The organism is Faecalibacterium sp. AM43-5AT (genome assembly GCF_003603345.1).
In the GTDB taxonomy this organism is placed as follows: domain Bacteria; phylum Bacillota; class Clostridia; order Oscillospirales; family Ruminococcaceae; genus Faecalibacterium; species Faecalibacterium taiwanense.
The window spans coordinates 106,673-126,437 of sequence record NZ_QVGZ01000009.1; the positions used below are offsets into that span (position 1 = coordinate 106,673).

16 protein-coding genes are annotated in these 19,765 nt (G+C 56.3%); 11 read left to right on the forward strand and 5 right to left on the reverse strand.

Going from position 1 to position 19,765, the window contains the following annotated elements; translation table 11 throughout:
- Positions 1–249 precede the first annotated feature (249 nt).
- Together DW937_RS11165 and metA are read left to right on the forward strand one after the other, a co-directional pair.
- On the forward strand, positions 250–1,524 hold the full coding sequence (locus DW937_RS11165; RefSeq protein WP_120020987.1) for an O-acetylhomoserine aminocarboxypropyltransferase/cysteine synthase family protein: 1,275 nt from the start codon (positions 250–252) through the stop codon (positions 1,522–1,524).
- 160 nt (positions 1,525–1,684) lie between these two features.
- Positions 1,685–2,617: a homoserine O-succinyltransferase gene (metA, locus tag DW937_RS11170; protein WP_005946493.1), complete on the forward strand. Its 933-nt coding sequence runs from the start codon at positions 1,685–1,687 to the stop codon at positions 2,615–2,617.
- A gap of 349 nt (positions 2,618–2,966) precedes the next feature.
- On the opposite strand, the gene DW937_RS11175 is transcribed toward metA, so the two are convergent.
- The 3 genes from DW937_RS11175 to DW937_RS11185 all read right to left on the reverse strand — a co-directional run bounded on the left by DW937_RS11175 (position 2,967) and on the right by DW937_RS11185 (position 5,376).
- Positions 2,967–3,551 (reverse strand): flavin reductase family protein, encoded by a 585-nt coding sequence (locus tag DW937_RS11175; protein WP_120120955.1) that lies wholly within the window; start codon positions 3,549–3,551, stop codon positions 2,967–2,969.
- Positions 3,548–4,528 (reverse strand): glycosyltransferase family 2 protein, encoded by a 981-nt coding sequence (locus DW937_RS11180; RefSeq protein ID WP_097780904.1) that lies wholly within the window; start codon positions 4,526–4,528, stop codon positions 3,548–3,550. Before DW937_RS11180 ends, DW937_RS11175 begins: the two co-directional genes overlap by 4 nt.
- Positions 4,529–4,695: 167 nt before the next feature.
- Positions 4,696–5,376: a Crp/Fnr family transcriptional regulator gene (locus tag DW937_RS11185; protein WP_120120961.1), complete on the reverse strand. Its 681-nt coding sequence runs from the start codon at positions 5,374–5,376 to the stop codon at positions 4,696–4,698.
- 218 nt (positions 5,377–5,594) lie between these two features.
- Here DW937_RS11185 and DW937_RS11190 point away from each other — a divergent pair, with 218 nt between their 5' ends.
- From DW937_RS11190 to DW937_RS11210, 5 genes are all read left to right on the forward strand, one after another.
- Positions 5,595–6,659 carry an MqnA/MqnD/SBP family protein gene (locus DW937_RS11190; protein WP_097776668.1) on the forward strand — a complete coding sequence of 355 codons (1,065 nt, stop codon included), beginning with the start codon at positions 5,595–5,597 and terminating at the stop codon, positions 6,657–6,659.
- 262 nt (positions 6,660–6,921) lie between these two features.
- Entirely contained in the window at positions 6,922–7,677 is a 756-nt protein-coding gene (locus DW937_RS11195; protein ID WP_120120956.1) for a DeoR/GlpR family DNA-binding transcription regulator, read from the forward strand.
- The gene (gene pfkB, locus DW937_RS11200; RefSeq protein ID WP_120120957.1) at positions 7,674–8,579 is read left to right on the forward strand and encodes a 1-phosphofructokinase; all 906 of its coding nucleotides are present in this window, start codon (positions 7,674–7,676) and stop codon (positions 8,577–8,579) included. The genes DW937_RS11195 and pfkB overlap by 4 nt, the downstream gene beginning before the upstream one ends.
- 127 nt (positions 8,580–8,706) lie before the next feature.
- Positions 8,707–10,632 (forward strand): fructose-specific PTS transporter subunit EIIC, encoded by a 1,926-nt coding sequence (locus tag DW937_RS11205; RefSeq protein ID WP_120120958.1) that lies wholly within the window; start codon positions 8,707–8,709, stop codon positions 10,630–10,632.
- 478 nt (positions 10,633–11,110) lie between these two features.
- Positions 11,111–12,604 carry a DUF1846 domain-containing protein gene (locus tag DW937_RS11210; RefSeq protein ID WP_097776665.1) on the forward strand — a complete coding sequence of 498 codons (1,494 nt, stop codon included), beginning with the start codon at positions 11,111–11,113 and terminating at the stop codon, positions 12,602–12,604.
- Between the two features lie 70 nt (positions 12,605–12,674).
- Here DW937_RS11210 and DW937_RS11215 read toward each other — a convergent pair whose 3' ends face one another.
- Complete coding sequence (locus DW937_RS11215) at positions 12,675–13,364, reverse strand: GntR family transcriptional regulator (protein WP_097776664.1); 690 nt, start codon at positions 13,362–13,364, stop codon at positions 12,675–12,677.
- Positions 13,365–13,755: 391 nt separating this feature from the next.
- Between DW937_RS11215 and DW937_RS11220 the strand changes: the two genes are divergently transcribed.
- From DW937_RS11220 to DW937_RS11235, 4 genes are all read left to right on the forward strand, one after another.
- Complete coding sequence (locus DW937_RS11220) at positions 13,756–14,856, forward strand: TRAP transporter substrate-binding protein (protein ID WP_097776663.1); 1,101 nt, start codon at positions 13,756–13,758, stop codon at positions 14,854–14,856.
- 164 nt (positions 14,857–15,020) lie between these two features.
- The gene (locus DW937_RS11225) at positions 15,021–15,503 is read left to right on the forward strand and encodes a TRAP transporter small permease subunit (RefSeq protein ID WP_243089099.1); all 483 of its coding nucleotides are present in this window, start codon (positions 15,021–15,023) and stop codon (positions 15,501–15,503) included.
- A gap of 24 nt (positions 15,504–15,527) precedes the next feature.
- Positions 15,528–16,820, forward strand: coding sequence for a TRAP transporter large permease (locus DW937_RS11230; protein WP_097780898.1), 1,293 nt, complete (start codon positions 15,528–15,530; stop codon positions 16,818–16,820).
- 161 nt (positions 16,821–16,981) lie between these two features.
- Positions 16,982–18,355, forward strand: coding sequence for a sodium-dependent transporter (locus tag DW937_RS11235; RefSeq protein ID WP_120120959.1), 1,374 nt, complete (start codon positions 16,982–16,984; stop codon positions 18,353–18,355).
- Positions 18,356–19,044: 689 nt separating this feature from the next.
- Here DW937_RS11235 and DW937_RS11240 read toward each other — a convergent pair.
- The coding region (locus tag DW937_RS11240; RefSeq protein ID WP_243111471.1) for a phage integrase SAM-like domain-containing protein at positions 19,045–19,765 on the reverse strand (721 nt) is incomplete at its 5' end.

Consider the following 19,765-nt stretch of genomic DNA (forward strand, 5'->3'; position numbering starts at 1 on the left):
CAGTCGCACTTCGTGCGCCAGCTCCCTCGGAGAGGGAGCCTCTGGCGAAGAGGAAAACTTTCCGGTATTGCCAAAGCCTCCCTCTTTGAGGGAAGTGGCAAAGCCGAAAGGCTTTGACGGAAGGAGTTCTCTCCTCATTTCGCCCCCGGACGGGAACTAAAATTTAACGTTTCAATTCCCCGCCGGAGGCCGCTGCACTCCTGCGGGGAATTGTGCTATATGGACAAACCCAGTAAAGGAGTATGTAGTATGAATCGTGATACCATCTGTGTGCAGGGCGGTTACACCCCCGGCAACGGCGAACCCCGCCAGATCCCCATTGTTCAGTCCACCACCTTCAAGTATGCCACCAGCGAAGACATGGGCAAGCTGTTCGATCTGGAAGCTGACGGCTACTTCTATTCCCGTCTGCAGAACCCCACCTGCGACCTTGTGGCTAAGAAGATCTGTGAGCTGGAAGGCGGCACGGCCGCAATGCTGACCAGCAGCGGTCAGGCTGCAAACTTCTTTGCCCTGTTCAACCTCTGCGAAGCAGGCGACCACATCGTGGCATCCAGTACCATCTACGGCGGCACCTTCAACCTGATCTCCGTCACCATGAAGAAGATGGGCATTGAAGCCACCTTTGTGGACCCGCTGTGCACCGAGGAAGAGCTGAACGCCGCATTCCGGCCCAACACCAAGGTGGTGTTCGGTGAGACCATCGCAAACCCGGCCCTGACCGTGCTGGACATTGAGAAGTTTGCCAAGGCTGCTCACGCCCACGGTGTGCCGCTGATCGTGGACAACACCTTCCCCACGCCGGTCAACTGCCGCCCCTTTGAGTGGGGCGCGGATATCGTGACCCACTCCACCACCAAGTACATGGACGGTCATGGCGCGGTGCTGGGCGGTGCCATCGTGGACGGCGGCAAGTTCGACTGGATGGCCCATGCCGAGAAGTTCCCCGGCCTGTGCACCCCGGACGACAGCTACCACGGCATCACCTACGCCGAGCGTTTCGGCAAAGAGGGTGCCTTTATCACCAAGGCTACCGCGCAGCTGATGCGTGACTTTGGCTCCATGCAGTCGCCCATGAACGCCTACATGCTGAACCTCGGTCTGGAAAGCCTGCATGTCCGGATGCAGCGCCACTGCGCCAATGGCATGGCCGTGGCAGAGTTCCTTGAAAGCCATCCCAAGGTGGCCTACGTGAACTACTGCGGCCTGGAGTCCAGCCCGTACCATGCACTGGCTGAAAAATACTTGCCGAACGGCAGCTGCGGCGTGGTCAGCTTTGGTCTGGCCGGCGGCCGTGAGGCTGCAAGCATCTTTATGAAGAACCTGAAGCTGGCAGCCATCGAGACCCATGTGGCCGATGCCCGCACCTGTTGCCTGAACCCTGCATCCAGCACCCACCGCCAGATGAACGATGAGCAGCTGAAAGCCGCTGGTGTGCCCGCAGAGCTGGTGCGCATGAGCTGCGGTCTGGAAAGCAGCGAAGACCTCATCGCAGATATTGCACAGGCACTGGATAAGATCTAAAAGGTGAGTTCAGCAGCATCTATCGGTTCCGGCCCTTCTCGTAAAAACGCGTTTGGAGCGCCCCGCAGGGCGCGACAAACGCAAAATATAAAAAATAAATTCCGCTGAAGATAGCCAGAGCGTCAGCGGAGGCTATTCTAAATCGTTAGGAGTACGAACTATGCCGCTGATCATCCCCAAGACCTTGCCTGCTTACGATGCCCTCTACAACGAGAATATCTTCGTCATGCATCGTGAGCGCGCTCTTGCCCAGCACATCCGCCCGCTGGAGATCCTGATCCTGAACCTGATGCCCACCAAGATCACCACTGAGACCCAGATCGCCCGTCTGCTGGCAAATACCCCGCTGCAGGTGCACATGACCCTGCTGCAGACGGCCAGCCATGCGGCGACCCACGTTTCGGCAGCACACCTCGAATCGTTCTATAAGAACTTCAACGAGGTGAAGAACAACCGCTACGACGGCATGATCATCACCGGCGCACCGGTGGAGACCATGGACTTTGAGCAGGTGGATTACTGGCCGGAGCTGTGCGAGATCATGGACTTCAGCGAGACGAACGTCTACTCCACCCTGCATGTGTGCTGGGGCGCACAGGCGGGCCTGTACTACCACTACGGCGTGCACAAGCAGCTGCTGCCGGAAAAGATGTTCGGCGTGTTCGAGCACCGGGTCACCCGCCCGTCGAACCCTTTGGTGCGCGGCTTTGACGAGGTGTTCTATGCGCCCCACAGCCGCCACACCGGCATCAGCCGCGAGGATGTGGACAACTGTAAGGCTTTGCGCATCCTTGCCGAGAGCGATGCTGCCGGGCCCTTCCTTATGAGCACCGAGAACGGACGGCAGATCTTTGTCACCGGCCACCCGGAATATGACAAATACACGCTGGATTCAGAGTACCGCCGCGATGTGGACAAGGGCCTGCCCATCCATGTGCCGGTGAATTACTACCCAGACGATGATCCCACAAAGCCGCCGCTGTTCCGCTGGCGAGCCCACGCCCATTTGCTGTATGAGAACTGGCTGAACTACTACGTCTACCAGAACACCCCCTACGATCTGGGCGAGATCCAGCGCGTAAAGCACGAATAAATGCACAAAAACCGGTATTGCGTCAAAATTGCGCGATACCGGTTTTTATGTTATACTGTTCCTGCGGCCCTTCTCCATTCCCCTAACCGCGGAAAGGAGGTGGTAACCAATGGAAGCCTTCATCTCATTTATACAGACTGTCGGAGCAGAGGTAGTTGCCTACTATCTGTGCAAGTGGCTTGACAGCCTGTTCTTCAAGGGCAGTAAGCACTAACCCAAGAAGCCCCCCGGTAGTATCAGTACCGGGGGGCTTTTGGTTTTTTCGTGGTAACCACGGAGCAGGCCTTCATCTCATTGCCTATCTTTAGTATATGCAGTTTTGGGCAAAAGTCAAGCGATGAAATGTAAATTATTTTTTACGCCTTACCGGCTTTTTCTTGCGCACGCTGTAGCCAAAGGTGCCCAGCTTTTTGCCCAGAGCCAGATAGTCGCCGTGGCTGTAGACGATGAGCTTTGCCTTTTCGAGACACAGCTTGCCGCTTTCATCCAGCAGGCTTTCGTCCACATCGCAGGCTGCCACTTCGGCAAGGAACAGGTCGTGGCTGCCCAGCGGGATCACCTGAGTTACCTTGCATTCCAGATTGACCGGGCTTTCTTCCAGAATGGGGCAGTCGGTCAGCACGCTGCCGGGGGCAGAATGCAGGCCGCAAGCGGCAAATTTATCCACATCACGGCCGCTTTTCACGCCGCACCAGTCCACCGAACGCACCAGCGCTTCGGTGGGCAGATTGATGGCAAACTGTCCGCTTTCCTTGATGAGGTGGTGGCTGTAGCGCTCCGGCCGAACGCTGATGGACACCATGCTGGGCTGGGTGCAGATGGTGCCCGTCCAGCCGATGGTGATGAGGTTTGGCTTTTCCAGCCCGCCGCAGGACACCAGTACCGGCGGTTCCGGGTTCAGCAGGGTGCTGCCCCGCCAGCTCTGTTTGCTCATCCGTGATACTTCCTTTCGTAGGGTGCCCAGGTGCGCTCGCTGATGATGTAGCGCGGACGGGCTTTCGTCTCCATATAAATTTTGCCGATATACTCGCCGATCACGCCTAAGCACACCAGCTGCACACCGCCCACAAAGCAGACGATGCAGATAGTGGAGGCCCAGCCGGCCACCACGCTGCCCATGGCAGCTTCGATGATGGCCCAGATGACTCCGATAAAGCTGATCAGGCTCACAAAGATGCCAGATCCGGTAATAAGGCGGATGGGCTTGTTGGAAAGACTGGTGATGCCGTCAAAGGCAAGGGCCAGCATCTTGCTCAGCGGATAGTGGCTCTCACCGGCAAGGCGTTCGTGGCGCTCATAGGTGACTACCTCGCTCTTGAAGCCAACCAGCGGCACCATGCCGCGCAGGAAAATGTTCACTTCCCTGTAGTCGGCAAAGCTTTCCAGCACACGGGTGCTGATGAGGCGGTAGTCTGCGTGGTTGAACACGATGTCTGCGCCCAGAGCGTTCATCACATGGTAAAAGCCCTCGGCGGTGAAGCGCTTGAAGAAGGTGTCTGTATCGCGGCGGCTGCGCACGCCGTAGACCACCTCGGCACCGTCCAGATACTTTTTAACCATCTCGTCCATGGCGTTGATGTCGTCCTGACCATCGCAGTCGATGGAAATGGTAACATCGCAGGTGCCGCTGTGCAGTGCTTCCATCAAGCCTGCCAGCACGGCGTTCTGGTGGCCGCGGTTGCGGCTCTGGGAAATGCCGATGTAGTGCTCGTCCTGTGCGGCAAAACTCTGGATCAGTTCCCATGTCTTGTCTTTGGAGCCGTCGTTCACGAACAGCACCCGGCTCTTCTCGCTCACAAGGCCCTGTGCGGCAAGGCCGCTGATCTTTTCCAGAAACATGGGCGCTGTAATGGGCAGCACCTGCTCCTCGTTGTAGCAGGGGATCACGATCCATAAAATCGGTTTTGACATATTTAAAAATACTCCTATATTAAAAATAACAAGAGGATGCCGCTGACGGTTACGGCCTTCCAGTGAAAAAGAGTTTGAGAAAATCCGTAGATTTTTCTAAAACTCAAATATAAAAATAAAATTTCAGCTGAATACAGCCAAAGCGCACGCGGCGGCTATTCAAATGGTCACTGCACCATTTGCCTCAGTACCTCAGGCTCCAGCAGCTTGAAGCTGCTTTTGTAGGTGTCCAGCAGGCCGTCCCGCTGCATCTGGCTCAGCTCACGGCTGAGGGCGCTGCGGTCACAGTTCAGGTAATCCGCCAGCTGGATGCGGGAGAACGGGATGCTGAAGGTCAGGCTGCCAGCCCGCTCGGCTTCACTGAGCAGATAGGCGCACACTTTGGCCCGCAGGCTCTTGAGCACCAGCAGGTCGATGCGGCGGGAGAGGGAAAAATATTTATCGCTGATGGTGCGCACCAGATTGCGCAATGTCTGCTGGTGCGCCGGACTGCTATCCGAAAGCAGCAGCCGCTCGTAGGGAATCAGCAGCACCTCGCAGGGCACCGAAGCCATCACCGTGACCGGGCTTGCCAGACTGGAACCGCTCAGCACATCGCCGAACACGCCGCCCGGTTCCATGTGGGTGATGGGAATGCGCGCACCCTGCGGCCCGGGACGGTAGGCTTCCAGCTCACCGGACAGCACGATGCCCACCCTGCGGTTGGGTTCGCCCGCCAGAACAAGCGCTTCGCCTTTGCCGTAGCTGCGCATAACGGAACCCAGCTGGGCCAGCAGGGTCTGCAGCTCTTCAGGGGTCAGACCATTGAATAAAGAGGTGGAGCATAACAGCGGAAGAAAGTTTTTCATCACAATTCCGTGGGAAAGATCCGGCTTCCCACAGCCCTCCTGCAATTCCGTTGCACACGCAACGGTATTTTTGACTCTATTATAGTAAACTTAGACCCGCAAAGCAAATGATTTTGCAAATTTGCCTTGTAAAAAATATGAAAAGACCGACCCATGGTTCTGTGCAAAATTTTCAGGCACAAAACGGCGCGGTCTTGTGAGGAAAGAGGGAACCCCGCATGAAAAAACTGACATCCATGCTGCTGGCTCTGGCCCTTGCGCTGAGCCTTGCCGCCTGCGGCGGTGCGGCATCCAGCTCTGTTGCATCCAGTGCAGCTTCCAGCGAAGCTGTCTCCGAGGCTGCTTCGGAAGCCGCTTCCAGTGAGGAAGCCAAGGAACTGTCCACCACCGATGCTCTGCGCATTGCCGGCCTGAAAGGCCCCACCACCATGGGCCTTGTCAACCTGCTGAGCATGGAAGAGGATGGCACCGCTTCCATGGATTACGACCTGCAGCTTTACGGCGCTGCCGATGAGATCGTGCCGCTGCTGATGAAGGGCGAGCTGGACATGGCTGCCATCCCGGCGAATCTGGCCGCCACCCTGTATCAGAAGACGGAGGGCGGCATTCAGGCTGTGGCCGTCAACACGCTGGGCGTGCTGTACGTAGTGGAAAAAGGCGGCGATACGATCCAGTCCATGGCAGACCTTGCAGGCCGTACCATCCTGTCCACCGGCAAGGGCACCACGCCGGAGTACGTGCTGCGCTATCTTCTGAACGCCAACGGCATCGACCCGGACAAGGACGTGACCATTGAATACTACAGCGAGGCCACCGAGGTCACGGCCCAGATGGCCAATACCGAGGATGCCATTGCAGTTCTGCCCCAGCCCTATGTGACTGCAGCCGGCCTGCAGGACGACACCCTGCGTGTGGCCCTCGACCTGACCGAGGAATGGAACAAGGTCGCGGATACCCAGCTCATCACCGGCGTGACCGTGGTGCGCAAGGAGTATGCCGAGGAACACCCGGATGTTGTGGCCGCATTCCTTACCGACTACGCCAAGAGCGTGGAAGCTGCCAACACCGATCTGGACGGCACTGCCGCTCTGTGCGAGGAGCAGGGTGTTGTGGCCAAGGCTGCCATTGCCAAGAAGGCCCTGCCCAACTGCAACATCGTCTGCCTGACCGGCGACGAACTCAAGACCAACGCATCCGCTTATCTGCAGGTGCTGTTTGATGCCGACCCCAAGGCAGTGGGCGGCGCAATGCCCGGCGACGATTTCTACTGGACTGCCGAGTGATTCCTCAATAAGCCATCTCTCCGGCCGCTGTGCGATTGGTACGCACGGCGGCTTTTTCGTTTGCACAAAATGCTTGTATCCCAGCTTTTGTGCTCCCTGCACAAATTTAAAGACAAATTTTTGTGAATGAAAATGAACGAAATTGACTGGAAGTGATTGATTTTGGCACTGTATTTGCTATAATAAAGATGCAATCAACCAAAAAAACGCACAAACGGTCACAAACCGTCAAACGAAAATAAAGCTAAAGGAGAGGATGCCGATGCTGGCAGAAGAACGCTTCAGCCTGATCATGGAACAGCTGAACCGCAAGCGCACCGTGACGGTGCAGGAACTGTGCGAGGCGCTGAACACCAGCGAATCCACCATCCGGCGCGACCTGACCGAACTGGACCGGCTGGGCAAGCTGAACAAGGTGCACGGCGGTGCCACCCTGCCGGACAGCCGTTTTCTGGCGGATGAACCCACCATGGAGGCCAAGGAGTCGCAGGCTGTGGAGCAGAAGCGCAGCATCGCGCAGGCGGCGGCAAAGCTCATCAACGCCGATGATTTTGTGTTCATCGATGCAGGCTCCACCACGCTGGAGCTGGTGCGTGCACTGACGGGGGATGCCCTCAAGGCCAGCTATGTGACCAACGGCGTGGCCCATGCCCGAGCACTGGCCCGAAAGGGCTGCCGGGTGTATCTGCCCGGAGGACTGCTGCGGCCCGAGACCGAAGCCATTGTGGGTGCACCCACAGTCACCAGCCTGCAGCGCTACAATTTTACCAAGGCGTTCATGGGGGCCAACGGTGTGGCGCTGGATGCCGGTTTTACCACGCCGGACCCCGAGGAAGCTGCCGTGAAAGCAGCGGCAGTGCACCGTGCACGGGAAGCCTGGTTCCTTGTGGATGATGCCAAGTTTGCCCGCATCTACCCGGCTGTCATTGCCGACCTGCAGGGCGGTGCCATTCTCACCAACCGCTGCCCCAATCCCAAATACAAACAATTCACGCTGGTAAAGGAGACGGAAGTATGATCTATACAGTCACATTCAATCCAGCCATTGACTATGTGGTGCGTCTGGATGCACCGCTGGAAGTAGGCGAGGTGAACCGCGCCAAAGGCGAGGACTGCGTGCTGGGCGGCAAGGGCATCAATGTGTCCGGTGTGCTGGCACAGCTGGGCTGCGAGAGCGTGGCGCTGGGCTTTGTGGCCGGTGAGACCGGCACATGGCTGGAACGCGGTCTTGCTGCACAGGGCTTAAAGACCGATTTTGTGCATCTGGAACAGGGCATGACCCGCATCAATGTCAAGATCAAGGCAGGGCAGGAGACCGAGCTGAACGGGGCTGGCCCCGACATTCCGGAGAGCGCCATGCAGGAGCTGGAAAAGAAGCTGGACAGCCTGAACGAGGACGATATCCTCATTCTGGCGGGCAGCATCCCGGCAAGCCTTTCGCAGGATACCTACGAGCGGCTGCTGTCCCAGCTGCAGGGCAGGGGCGTGCGTGCCGTGGTGGATGCTACCCGCGACCTGCTGGTGAACGTGCTGCAGTACCACCCCTTCCTCATCAAGCCCAATAACCACGAGCTGGGCGAGATCGTGGGCAGGGTGCTGACTACGGACGAAGAGATCATTGCTGCGGCCCGCACCCTGCAGGAAAAGGGTGCTTGCAACGTGTTGGTAAGCATGGCGGGCGACGGTGCCCTGCTGGTGGACGAAAATGGCGAGGTGCACCGCATCGGCTGCCCCAAGGGCAAGGTCGTAAACAGCGTGGGCGCAGGCGACAGCATGGTGGCCGGCTTTGTGGCTGGCTGGATGCAGACCCGGAGCTATTCCTTTGCACTGCGTCTGGGCACCGCCTGCGGCAGCGCCACCGCGTTCAGTCTGGGTCTTGCCACCAAAGAAAAAATCGACGAACTGATGAAGGAAATCTGAAAGGATAGATGGCTCGCCCTCTCCGTCATTGCTGGTGCAATGCCACCTCTCCCTTTGGGAGAGCTGGACGCGAAGCGGCCTGAGAGGGTGAGGACGCTAAGAGATAAGAACGAAGGGAGAAAAAATCATGCGCATTACGGAATTATTCACCGCACAGTCCATCGCACTGGATGAGGCTCTGACCGATCAGGAGCAGATCATCAGCCGTCTGGTGGAGCTGCAGGCCACCCATGGCAACATCACGGACAAGGATGCCTACAAAAAGGCTCTTTATGCCCGTGAGGCGGAGGGCTCCACCTATGTGGACAACGGCATCACGGTGCCCCATGCCAAGACCAATGTAGTCACCCGGCCCAGTCTGGCGGCGCTGCGGCTGAGCAGCCCTGTGCAGTACAATGCCGAGGACGACGGTACCACCGACCTGCTGTTTGCCATTGCGGCTCCGGAAAACGGCAGCCTGCATGTGGACATGCTGGCCCGTATGATGCAGATGCTGATGAACGAGGACTTTGTAGAAAAGCTGAAGGCCGCAAAGACCCCGGCAGAGTTCCTTGACTGCATCGATGCACAGGAGGAGGCTCAGTTCGGCGCGGAGAGCTTCACCCAGCAGGAGATCCCCCAGAGCGGTTACCGCATTCTGGCCGTGACCGCCTGCGTCAACGGCATCGCCCACACCTATATGGCAGCGGAAGCCCTGACCAAGGCCGGTGACAAGCTGGGTCTGCCCACCAAGGTGGAGACCAATGGCTCGGATGGAGCAAAGAACATCCTCACCAGAGAAGAGATCGCAAACTGCGACGGCATCATCGTGGCAGCAGAAAAGAAGGTGGAGACCGCCCGCTTCGACGGCAAGCCGGTGCTGTTCACCCGGGTGGACGATGGCATCCACAAGCCGGAGGAGCTCATCAAGAAGATCGTGCACGGCGAGGTGCCTGTTTACCACGCCGAGGGCGGCGCACAGGCCGCCGAGGATGCTTCCGGCAAGGACAGCTTTGGCCGCACTCTGTACAAGAACCTGATGAACGGTGTTTCCCACATGCTGCCCTTCGTGGTGGGCGGCGGCATCATGATCGCACTGGCGTTCCTGCTGGACGATTACACCATCGATCCCTCCAACTTTGGCATGAACACCCCGGTCGCTGCCTTCTTTAAGACGGTGGGCAGCGCAGCCTTCGGTTACATGCTGCCCATCCTGTCTGCCTTCATCGCCATGTCCATCGCGGACCGTCCGGGTCTGGCGGTCGGTTTTGTGGGCGGTGTGCTGGCCATGAACGGCACCAACTTTGCGGGCATTGCAGCGGGTGAGACCACCGGTGTTTCCGGCGGCTTCCTTGCTGCACTGCTGGCCGGTTTTGCTGCAGGCTACATCGTCGAGCTGCTGAAAAAGATCACCGAAAAGCTGCCTGCCAGCCTGAATGGCATCCGTCCCATGCTCATCTATCCGCTGGGCGGTATGCTCATCCTCGGCGCGGTGATGTGCGGCATCAACCCGGTCATGGGCATGATCAACACTGCCATGACCGATTGCCTGAACGCCATGGGCGGCACCTCCAAGGTGCTGCTGGGTGCCATCGTAGCCGGTATGATGAGCATTGATATGGGCGGCCCGTTCAACAAAGCAGCTTACGTCTTTGGCACGGCAGCCCTTGCCTCCGGCAACTATGAGGTGATGGCCGCTGTCATGGTGGGCGGCATGGTCCCTCCCATCGCCATCGCCCTGTCCACCACCTTCTGCCCCAAGAAGTGGACTGCCGACGAGCGCCGCAACGGCATCGTGAACTACGTCATGGGCCTGTGCTTCGTTACCGAGGGCGCGATCCCTTATGCAGCAGCAGATCCGCTGCGCGTCCTGCCCAGCTGCGTGGCCGGTGCAGCGGTGGCCGGTGCGCTCTCCATGACCTTCGGCTGCGCTCTGCGTGCACCGCACGGCGGCATCTTCGTGTTCCCAGTCGTGGACCATACCGCTCTGTACTGTGTGGCGCTGGCTGTGGGCAGCGTGCTGGGTGCTGTGATCCTGAGCCTGCTCAAGAAAAACCGTACCGACGCAGAATAAACGCCATTCTCTCCATATTCGAGATACTTCATAAAGCCGCAGCAAGCCCCCGGGGAGACCCGGGGGCTTGTTGTATTACGCAGGATCGCGCGAAGGATCAGAAGGATAAAAAGAAAAAGTAACCGCCCACGACTTCCAATCCAAGCGGTTACTTTTCTTTTGAAATTTAATTGCCGGTAAGAGGTCTGCCGTTTGCGGGCAGTGCCTTTTCCTGTCTTCATTGTAGACGCTGGTGTGTACTTTGCCAAGCATGAGCCATCAGATATAACATGATACACCCGCTGTCAAAAACGCGGCAAGAACCATTTTCACAAAAAATGCAGCAAAGAACGGCGCGAAACACCGCATTTGCTGGAAAAAGCTTTGCAGCCGCCCTTTTGGATTGCACCCGGTTTTTGAGTGTGGTATACTGTTTCTGTTATGGAAAAGTTCCGGTGCGGTGTGCCGGGCACAGCAAAGAGGAAAAAGGAAACGAACGATGAAAATTGGATTTGACAACGACAAATATCTCTCGATGCAGTCAGAACATATCCGCGAGCGCATCAAGAAATTTGACAACAAGCTCTATCTGGAATTCGGCGGCAAGCTGTTCGATGATTACCACGCGTCCCGCGTACTGCCGGGCTTCCAGCCCGATTCCAAGCTGCAGATGCTGCTGCAGCTGAAGGATCAGGCCGAGGTGGTCATCGTTATCAGCGCCGAGGACATCATCAGCAACAAGATCCGCGGCGACTACGGCATCACCTACGATCTGGATGTGCTGCGCCTGATCGATGCCTTCCAGGAAGTAGGCCTGTATGTGGGCAGCGTGTGCGTGACCAAGTACGCCGCTGCACCGGAGGTGGAGGCCTTTGAAAAGCGGCTGAACGGTCTGGGCATCCGCACCTTCCGCCACTACAAAATTCCCGGCTATCCCAACGATGTGGCCCGCATCGTCAGCGACGAGGGCTACGGCAAGAACGATTACATCGAGACCCAGCGCCCGCTGGTGGTCATCACGGCCCCCGGCCCCGGAAGCGGCAAAATGGCCACCTGCCTTTCCCAGCTGTACCATGAGTACAAGCGCGGCGTGAAGGCCGGTTACGCCAAGTTCGAGACCTTCCCCATCTGGAACATTCCCCTCAAGCACCCGGTGAATCTGGCCTATGAGGCCGCTACAGCCGACCTGAACGATGTGAACATGATCGACCCGTTCCATCTGGAAGCCTACGGCGTGACCACCGTCAACTACAACCGCGATATTGAGATCTTCCCGGTGGTGAACGCCATGTTTGAGCTGATCGCTGGCAAAAGCCCGTATAAGTCCCCCACGGACATGGGCGTGAACATGGCAGGCAACTGCATCGTGGACGATGCGGTCTGCCGCGAAGCCTCCCGCAAGGAGATCCTGCGCCGCTACTTCAAGTGCCTGTGTGAGCAGAAGATCACCGGCACGGTCAAGGAGACCGAGCGCTACAAGCTGGAACTGCTGATGAATCAGGCCGACCTGACCGTGGGCCAGCGCGAAGTAGAAAAGCAGGCTCATGCCCGCAGCGAGAGCACCGGCGGGGCCCCTGCTGCCGCCATTGAGCTGCCGGACGGCACCGTTGTTACCGGCAAGACCGGTCCGCTGCTGGGTGCAGCAGCATCTGCTCTGATGAATGCTCTCAAGGTGCTGGCCGGTATCCCGCAGGAGACCGACCTTGTGAGTGCGGCTTCCATTGAGCCCATCCAGACCCTCAAGACCAACTATCTGGGCGGCAAGAATCCCCGCCTGCACACCGACGAGATCCTGATCGCACTTTCCAGCTCGGCTGCTTCCAACGAGCAGGCTGCAGCGGCCATGCATCAGCTGCCCAACCTCAAGGGCTGCGATGTGCACTCCACCGTGCTGCTCTCGGGTGTGGATACCAGCACCCTGAACCGACTGGGAATGTACCTGACCTGTGACCCTGTTTACGAGGAAGAGGACCGCAAGTACCACAAGCAGTAAATCATACAAAAAACGAAACAGGCGCATCCAAAGGCCGAAGGGCTGGCGGATGCGCCTGTTTTTCATTGGTTCAGATGCCGGTAAAATAGGATCTGTACTTTTCTGCGTACAGCTGGGTGCCCATGCGGCGCAGGCCGCCGTACAGGTGCTGCCGGATCAGCGGTTCAATGGCATCCAGATCTTTTTCCCGGATCACCCGCAAAATTTCCCGGTGCTCGCTCAGCACATCCGGCACATTGTTGGCCCGCACCACATCCAGACGGGTAAAGCGGGAATAATCCGGCTGCGGCTTTGTCAGGTTCTGCCAGATATACCACTTGTTCATGCTGCAAAACCAGATGGAGTGCATTTCAAGGTCCAGCGTCAGGAAGGCATTGATATCCACATTGTCCGGGTCGGTCATGGTCTGGGCCATCTCTTCCAGCAGGTCATACTTATGCTTGATCTCAATGTACTCCTTGGGGGAACACACCTGGATAAAATCACGCAGGACCATGCTTTCCACAGCGGTGCGCTGGTACACGATCTGATCCACGATATCCAGATCAATGGGGGTGACGATGGTGCCCTTGCAGGGAATGATCTGCACAAAGCCATTCTGCTCCAGCCGCTGCAGAGCAGTGCGCACCGGTGTGCGCGAAATGCCGAACCGTTTGCACAGCTGATTTTCGCTGATGGTCTCTCCGGGCTTGATCTTCAGCGTAACGATCTCATATTCCAGCGTCTGGTAGATGTCCTCCGGATGCAGCTGTTCAGCCATGTGCTCACACTCCATTTATACAGTTGATGATAAGATAGTTCTATTTTAGCCTGCCCAAAAGAGATTGTCAACGCATGAGGATGAAGTATACAAGAGCCTGTATACAAGTATAGGAAAAGCTCCGAAATTTATCATTTTTGACAAAAAATTGATATATCAGATGAAAATGAACGGAATTGTGTCATCGGATTGTAACAGTTTCCACGAGAAACGGATAAGATTGTTAGTTATGCACAAAGAAACTTTGCGAAGTTGGTGAAGTTTGGCTCTTGTGCGGATGTGAATTTTCTGTTACGATTAGCGTGCAATGAAAATGCTGTATACAGGGGATCGCTAAAAACTTTGCTGGCGTATGAGGCAAAACGGTGCCCCTGAAACAAGGAGGAAGATTATGAAAAAGATCTCTCGTCGCAATTTCCTGAAGGTATCTGGTGCAATGGCAGCTGCAGGTGCTCTGGCAGCCTGCGGCGGTTCCGGTGCATCCACTCCGGCTGCTTCTGGCGCAGCATCCACCAGCACCGCAGCCAGCGCTGCTGCAGCCGGTGAGGACAAGTTTGCTTCTCTGGGCGACTTCACCATGACCGTGGGTCATGCACAGCCCGAGGGCAACCCCCGCTTTGTTTCCATGGAGCAGTTTGCCGCCGATGTGGCAGAGGCCACCAACGGCCATGTGAAGATCGAAGTTTACGGCAACGGCCAGCTGGGCACCGAGAAGGAGATGCTGGAGCAGGTCGTGGCCGGCACCGTGCAGGGCATGCGCGGCGGTCAGTTCGACTTCAGCCCCCGTCTGCTGATGTTCACCCTGCCCTTCCTGACCAACACCCGTGCGCAGGTCACGGCTCTGTTGCAGAGCGATCTGGCACAGAAGGTGTGCGCTGAGGCCGAGGGCGAGACGGGCACTGTCATCATTAACCTGTGCGATGCAGGCGGCTACCGCCAGTTCTCCAACTCCAAGCACCCCATCAAGGCTCCCGCAGACCTGAAGGGCCTGAAGATGCGCACCAACGGCATGAAGACCATTGACATGACCTTCCAGGCAATGGGTGCTACCACCACCACCATCCCGTACTCCGACCTGTACATGGGCCTGAAGACCGGCGTTGCAGACGGTCAGGAGAACCCCTGGGTCAACGTGGAGGGCATGAAGTTCTATGAAGTGCAGAAGTACTTCACCGAGGTCAACTACCAGTTCCATCCGGACCCCTTCTATGTGAACGCAGCATGGTGGAACAGCCTGCCCGAGGAGTACCGCGATATCATTACCGAGTGCGCCACCAAGATGGGCGAGTACAACGACGAGCTGATCGACAAGAACTCCAGCGCCGCAAAGCAGACCATCGTGGATTCCGGCTGCGAAGTCTACGAGCCCTCTGCCGATGAGCTGAAGGCCTTCCAGACCGCTGTGCAGTCCGTGTACGACCAGTGTGTCACCGAGGGCATCTGCACCGCCGACGAGATCAAGGAGATGCAGGATATCGTCGCAAAGGCATAAGCAGAAACGACCAAAGGCAAAAACGGCCATGTTACGGTAAAGGCGAGAGGGCAGCCTGCGGGCTGCCCTCTGCTGTAACAGGCCGATGGAAAAAGTTGTAAAATAACCGAAAGGGGCTGAGCACCATCGAAAACCTTAAAAAATTCGGGAAAAAGCTGTTCGACGTGTATTTTACCATCGGCGTGATCGCCATGGCACTGCTGGCGGCTCTTGTGATCTTTACCGTTATTGCGCGCTACTGCTTCTCCCTGAGCTGGAAGCAGCTGGCAGAGTTCAACACCACCCTGTTTGCCTTTACCACCTTCTGGGGCATGGGCATCAACGTGATCAAGGACGAGCACGTCATGATCGACATCCTTTACGACGGTGTCAAGCCTGCCCGCAAGCGCTGGCTGGCTATCGTCAATTACCTCATCGTGCTGGCCGTGGTGCTGGTGTTCACCTATCAGGGCTTCAAGTATGTGGGAGTTGCCGGTAAGCAGATCAGTCAGGGCATGGAGATCCCCATGATGTATATGTACGGCATCATGCCGGTGTGCGGCATCATCTGTGCCATCTGCGTCGTGATCAAGATCATCACCCTGTACAAGGCCGATATTTCCTACTTTGCGCCCAAGAATCAGGCGCTGAGCCGTGACGACGCATAAGCGGAAAGGGGAGAATACACAACTATGGCAATGCTCATCCTTCTGGTGCTGCTGATCTTCTTTGCCGCGCTGGGCATCCCGCTGGCTTTCGCCATCGGTGCTTCCTGCGTGACCTACATCCTGATCTATGCACCTACCTTTATCACCATGCTGCCGCAGCGCGTGTGGAACGGTGCCTACAGTGAGCTGATGATCGCCATGCCGCTGTTCATGCTGGCTGGCGAACTGATGAACACCGGCGGCATCACCCAGCGCATTATTAACTTCTGCATGGAACTGCTGCGGCCCATCCGCGGCGGTCTGGGCGAAGTGAACATTGTGGCTTCCATGATCTTTGGCGGCATTTCCGGTTCCTCTGTGGCCGATACCTCGGCTCTGGGTTCCATCCTGATCCCCGCCATGGAGAAGGAAGGCTACCCGCCGGAAGCTTCTGCCGGTATCACGGTGGCATCCTCTACCATGGGCATGATCATCCCGCCCTCCACACCCATGATCGTTTACTCCATGATCTCCGGTGCATCGGTGGGTGCGCTGTTCGTGGCAGGTGCCGTGCCCGGCATCCTGATCGGTCTGACCCAGCTGGTGCTGGTGTACATCATCAGCGCCAAGAAGGGCTGGCATCCGGAAAAGGTCAAGTTTGACGGCAAGCGCGCCGCCAAGAGCCTGCTTTCCGGCATCCCTGCCCTCATCATGCCGCTGTTCATCATCATCTGTGTTTCCTTCGGCGTGTGCACTGCATCCGAAAGTGCCGGTGTGGCCGTGCTGTATTCCATGCTGGTGGGCTTCTTCGTCTACAAGGAGCTGACATGGAAGGGTGTCTGGGAGGCTTTGAAAAAGACCCTGATCTCTTCTTCCTCCATCATGCTCATCATCGGCTTCACCACCATCTTCACATGGGTGCTGACCATGCAGAAGGTGCCGCAGACGGTGGGTGCCTTCTTCATGTCCCTGAACATGCCCGCATGGGCCATTGCGCTGATCTTCGATGTGCTGATCCTGATGATCGGCACCTTCATCGACGTCAGCCCGGCCATCCTGCTGCTCACTCCCATCCTGCTGCCGGTCATGGTGCAGTACGGCTTCTCGCCGCTGCAGTTCGGTGCCATGATGATCACCGGTCTGGCCATTGGTCTGGTCACCCCGCCGGTCGGCATGTGCCTGAACGCCTGCAATAAGATCAACCGTATGCCCATCATTGAGATCTTCAAGGGCGCAGCGCCCTACGTGATCTGCAACGTGATCGTTTTGATCTCCATCAGCCTGTGGGGCCCGCTTACCACCGCCCTGCCGCAGCTGCTGGGCTACAGCATCTTCTGAGAGCAACGCGTATACCTCTTATAAAAACAGGCAGCGCTCCCTTGCGGGGCGCTGTTTGTTTTTTTTTGCACGCAAACAGGCGGGACCGTTGTATTTGACGGACAGATATGGTACACTAAGGCCACTTGTGTATAGGAATATAGGAAAAGAGGAATTAAATCATGGATACGCAAAAACAAAAGCGCAGCGCCTTTTCCGGCAAGATCGGCTTTGTGCTGTCGGCCGCAGGCGCTTCGGTGGGTCTGGGCAACATCTGGCGGTTTCCGTACCTCGCCGCGAAATACGGCGGCGGCATTTTTCTGCTGGTGTACATCGTGCTGGCCGTCACCTTTGGCTACACGATGATCGTGGCCGAAACGGCACTGGGCCGCATGACCCACAAAAGCCCGGTGGGTGCCTTTGGAGCTTTTGGCAAAAAGGGCGGCCTGCGGTTCGGCGGCTGGATCAATGCGGTCATTCCCATTCTGATCGTGCCGTACTATTCGGTCATCGGCGGCTGGGTCATCCGCTATCTGTCGGAGTATATCAGCGGCCATGGCAGTGAGCTTTCGCAGGACGGTTATTTTTCCAATTTCATTTCCAGCGGACTGTCGGCAGAGGTGTGCTTTCTGATCTTCACGGCCTTTACGCTGGCCATCATCTTTGCCGGTGTGCGCAACGGCGTGGAGCGTGTTTCCAAGGTGATGATGCCGGTGCTGGTGGTGCTTTCGGTGGTCATTGCGGGCTACGCGGTCACGCGCCCGGGTGCGTTGGCAGGCGTGAAGTATTTTCTGGTGCCGAACATGGCAAACTTTTCCTGGATGACGGTGGTCACGGCCATGGGCCAGATGTTCTATTCGCTGTCCATTGCCATGGGCATTCTGGTCACCTTTGGCTCCTATATGAAAAAGGATGTCTCCATTGAGGAATCCACCGAGAACGTGGAAGTGTTTGACACGGCCATTGCCATCATGGCGGGCCTGATGATCATTCCGGCGGTGTTCTCCTTCTCCGGCGGCGACCCGGACACCCTGCAGGCCGGTCCGGCGCTGATGTTCATTACCATTCCCAAGGTGTTCGAGAGCATGGGCTTTGGCCATGTGGTGGGCATCCTGTTCTTTTTGCTGGTGCTGTTTGCAGCCGTGACCAGCTCCATTGCCCTGACCGAGAGCGCTGTCTCCACCTTTGAGGACGAGCTGGGCTGGAGCCGCGAGCGCGCAACGGCACTGATCGGCCTGATCATGGTGGCGCTGGGCAGCCTTTCGGCACTGGGCTATGGCCCGCTGGCGGGCGTGACGGTGTTCGGAATGCAGTTTCTGGATTTCTTCGATTTCCTCACCAACTCTGTCATGATGCCCATTGCAGCCATTGCTACCTGCCTGCTGGTGTCCCGCGTGATCGGCGTGCAGAAGATCGAAGAAGAGGTGACGCTGAGCGGCAAGCCCTTCCGCCGCAAAAAGATCTTCAACTTCATGATCCAGTATCTGTGCCCCATCTTTGCGGCCATTATCCTGATCAGCTCTGTGGCAAATGCTCTGGGCTGGATCGCAATGTAAAACAAAAAAGCGCAGAAGGTGTTTCTCAAAGGAAGCCTTCTGCGCTTTTTGTATGTCCAAAAGGTTTTCTTATGCTGTGAAGTTGCATAAAGCATAGAAAACGGCGATTTTGGCCTCAATTAGCTGGGAACCTGATTTTATTAGCTGAAACCGAAAATTCTGCTAATGGCATTAGCTGGCTAATTTTGGGGTTTGGTTCAAAATAAAAAATGCGAAGATCGTCTTTCACATGGAAAAATGACCTTCGCATTTTCTTAAAAGGATGTCCCCGCCCGGATTCGAACCGGGGGCCTCAGGCTTAGGAGTAGGGGCTGAAGCAATAAATCCTAGACAAAAGTAGGTAAAACAAGTAACGTTTTATCAATGGATTTTTTGTTGTGCTGTCAATCCGAGTAAAGAACACAAACCCCGAAATAAAACGAGTAAAAGGCTTTTCATTAGCAGAAAATTAGCAGAGCTAATGAAAAGTGGAAGGTTCATTGTAAAATGCCCACCTTTCATTAGCTGGGAAGTGTACGTTTCCCTACGGATATTTGCTTGTTTAGCATTCGTGAACCAGTCCATACAGCCGTAACTGGTGTGATGGACTAATGTTTTCAATAGAAAAAGACCAGAGCTTTCTGCGAGAAAACTCTGGTCTATGTAACAGTGCGAATGGAAATGCGCATTGTCTTGTAAAAGGAAGGGTCTTATGGTATTCTTATGTAAATGGATGCGCGTCCTGCATCAATGCTTTCAGGGGAGATATCCACGCAATCCCAAGTCAGGCCGAGCAGTTCGCCCAAACGCAGGGAGCAGGAGAACGAGAGATTGATGCACAGCCGCAGCTTCGGATCATCACAAACTTTCAAAGCACGGAACAGCGTTTCGGCTGTCCAAATATCACGTTTCTTGGAAGTGTACTTGGGCAGGGTAGCGTAAATGCAGGGATTCTTTTCCATGAGTTCCCATTTTACAGCCTGCTCAAAGGCGCTCCGCAGAATCTTATGAACCGAACGGACTGTACTGGGGGAAACAAACTGGTGCTTCCGCTTCCCACACATAGGGTCAGCAGCCTCATATTTGAGCAACCGCTGATAATACCCCTCGATCACACGAGTGGAGATATCCTGCAACTTCATCGAGCCGATGAGCGGAGCTATGTAATTGGCAATCAGTGCAGTGTTTGCCTGATAGGTTGAAAGTGCCCATTTACTTTTTCCATAGAGGGCAACATATTCAGGAAGCAAGTCGTTAAGGGTTTTGCACTGTGGAACTACAAAAGTTCCAACCGATTCCTTGTATTCGACCTCTTTCTTGCGATTCTTGGCATCCGAAAGGTCAGTAAAGGTTTCCCACTTCTGCTTTAGCGTTCCATTAATCTCCAGATAAACACTAATCTCCATGATTGTTACCATTGAAGGAATACAT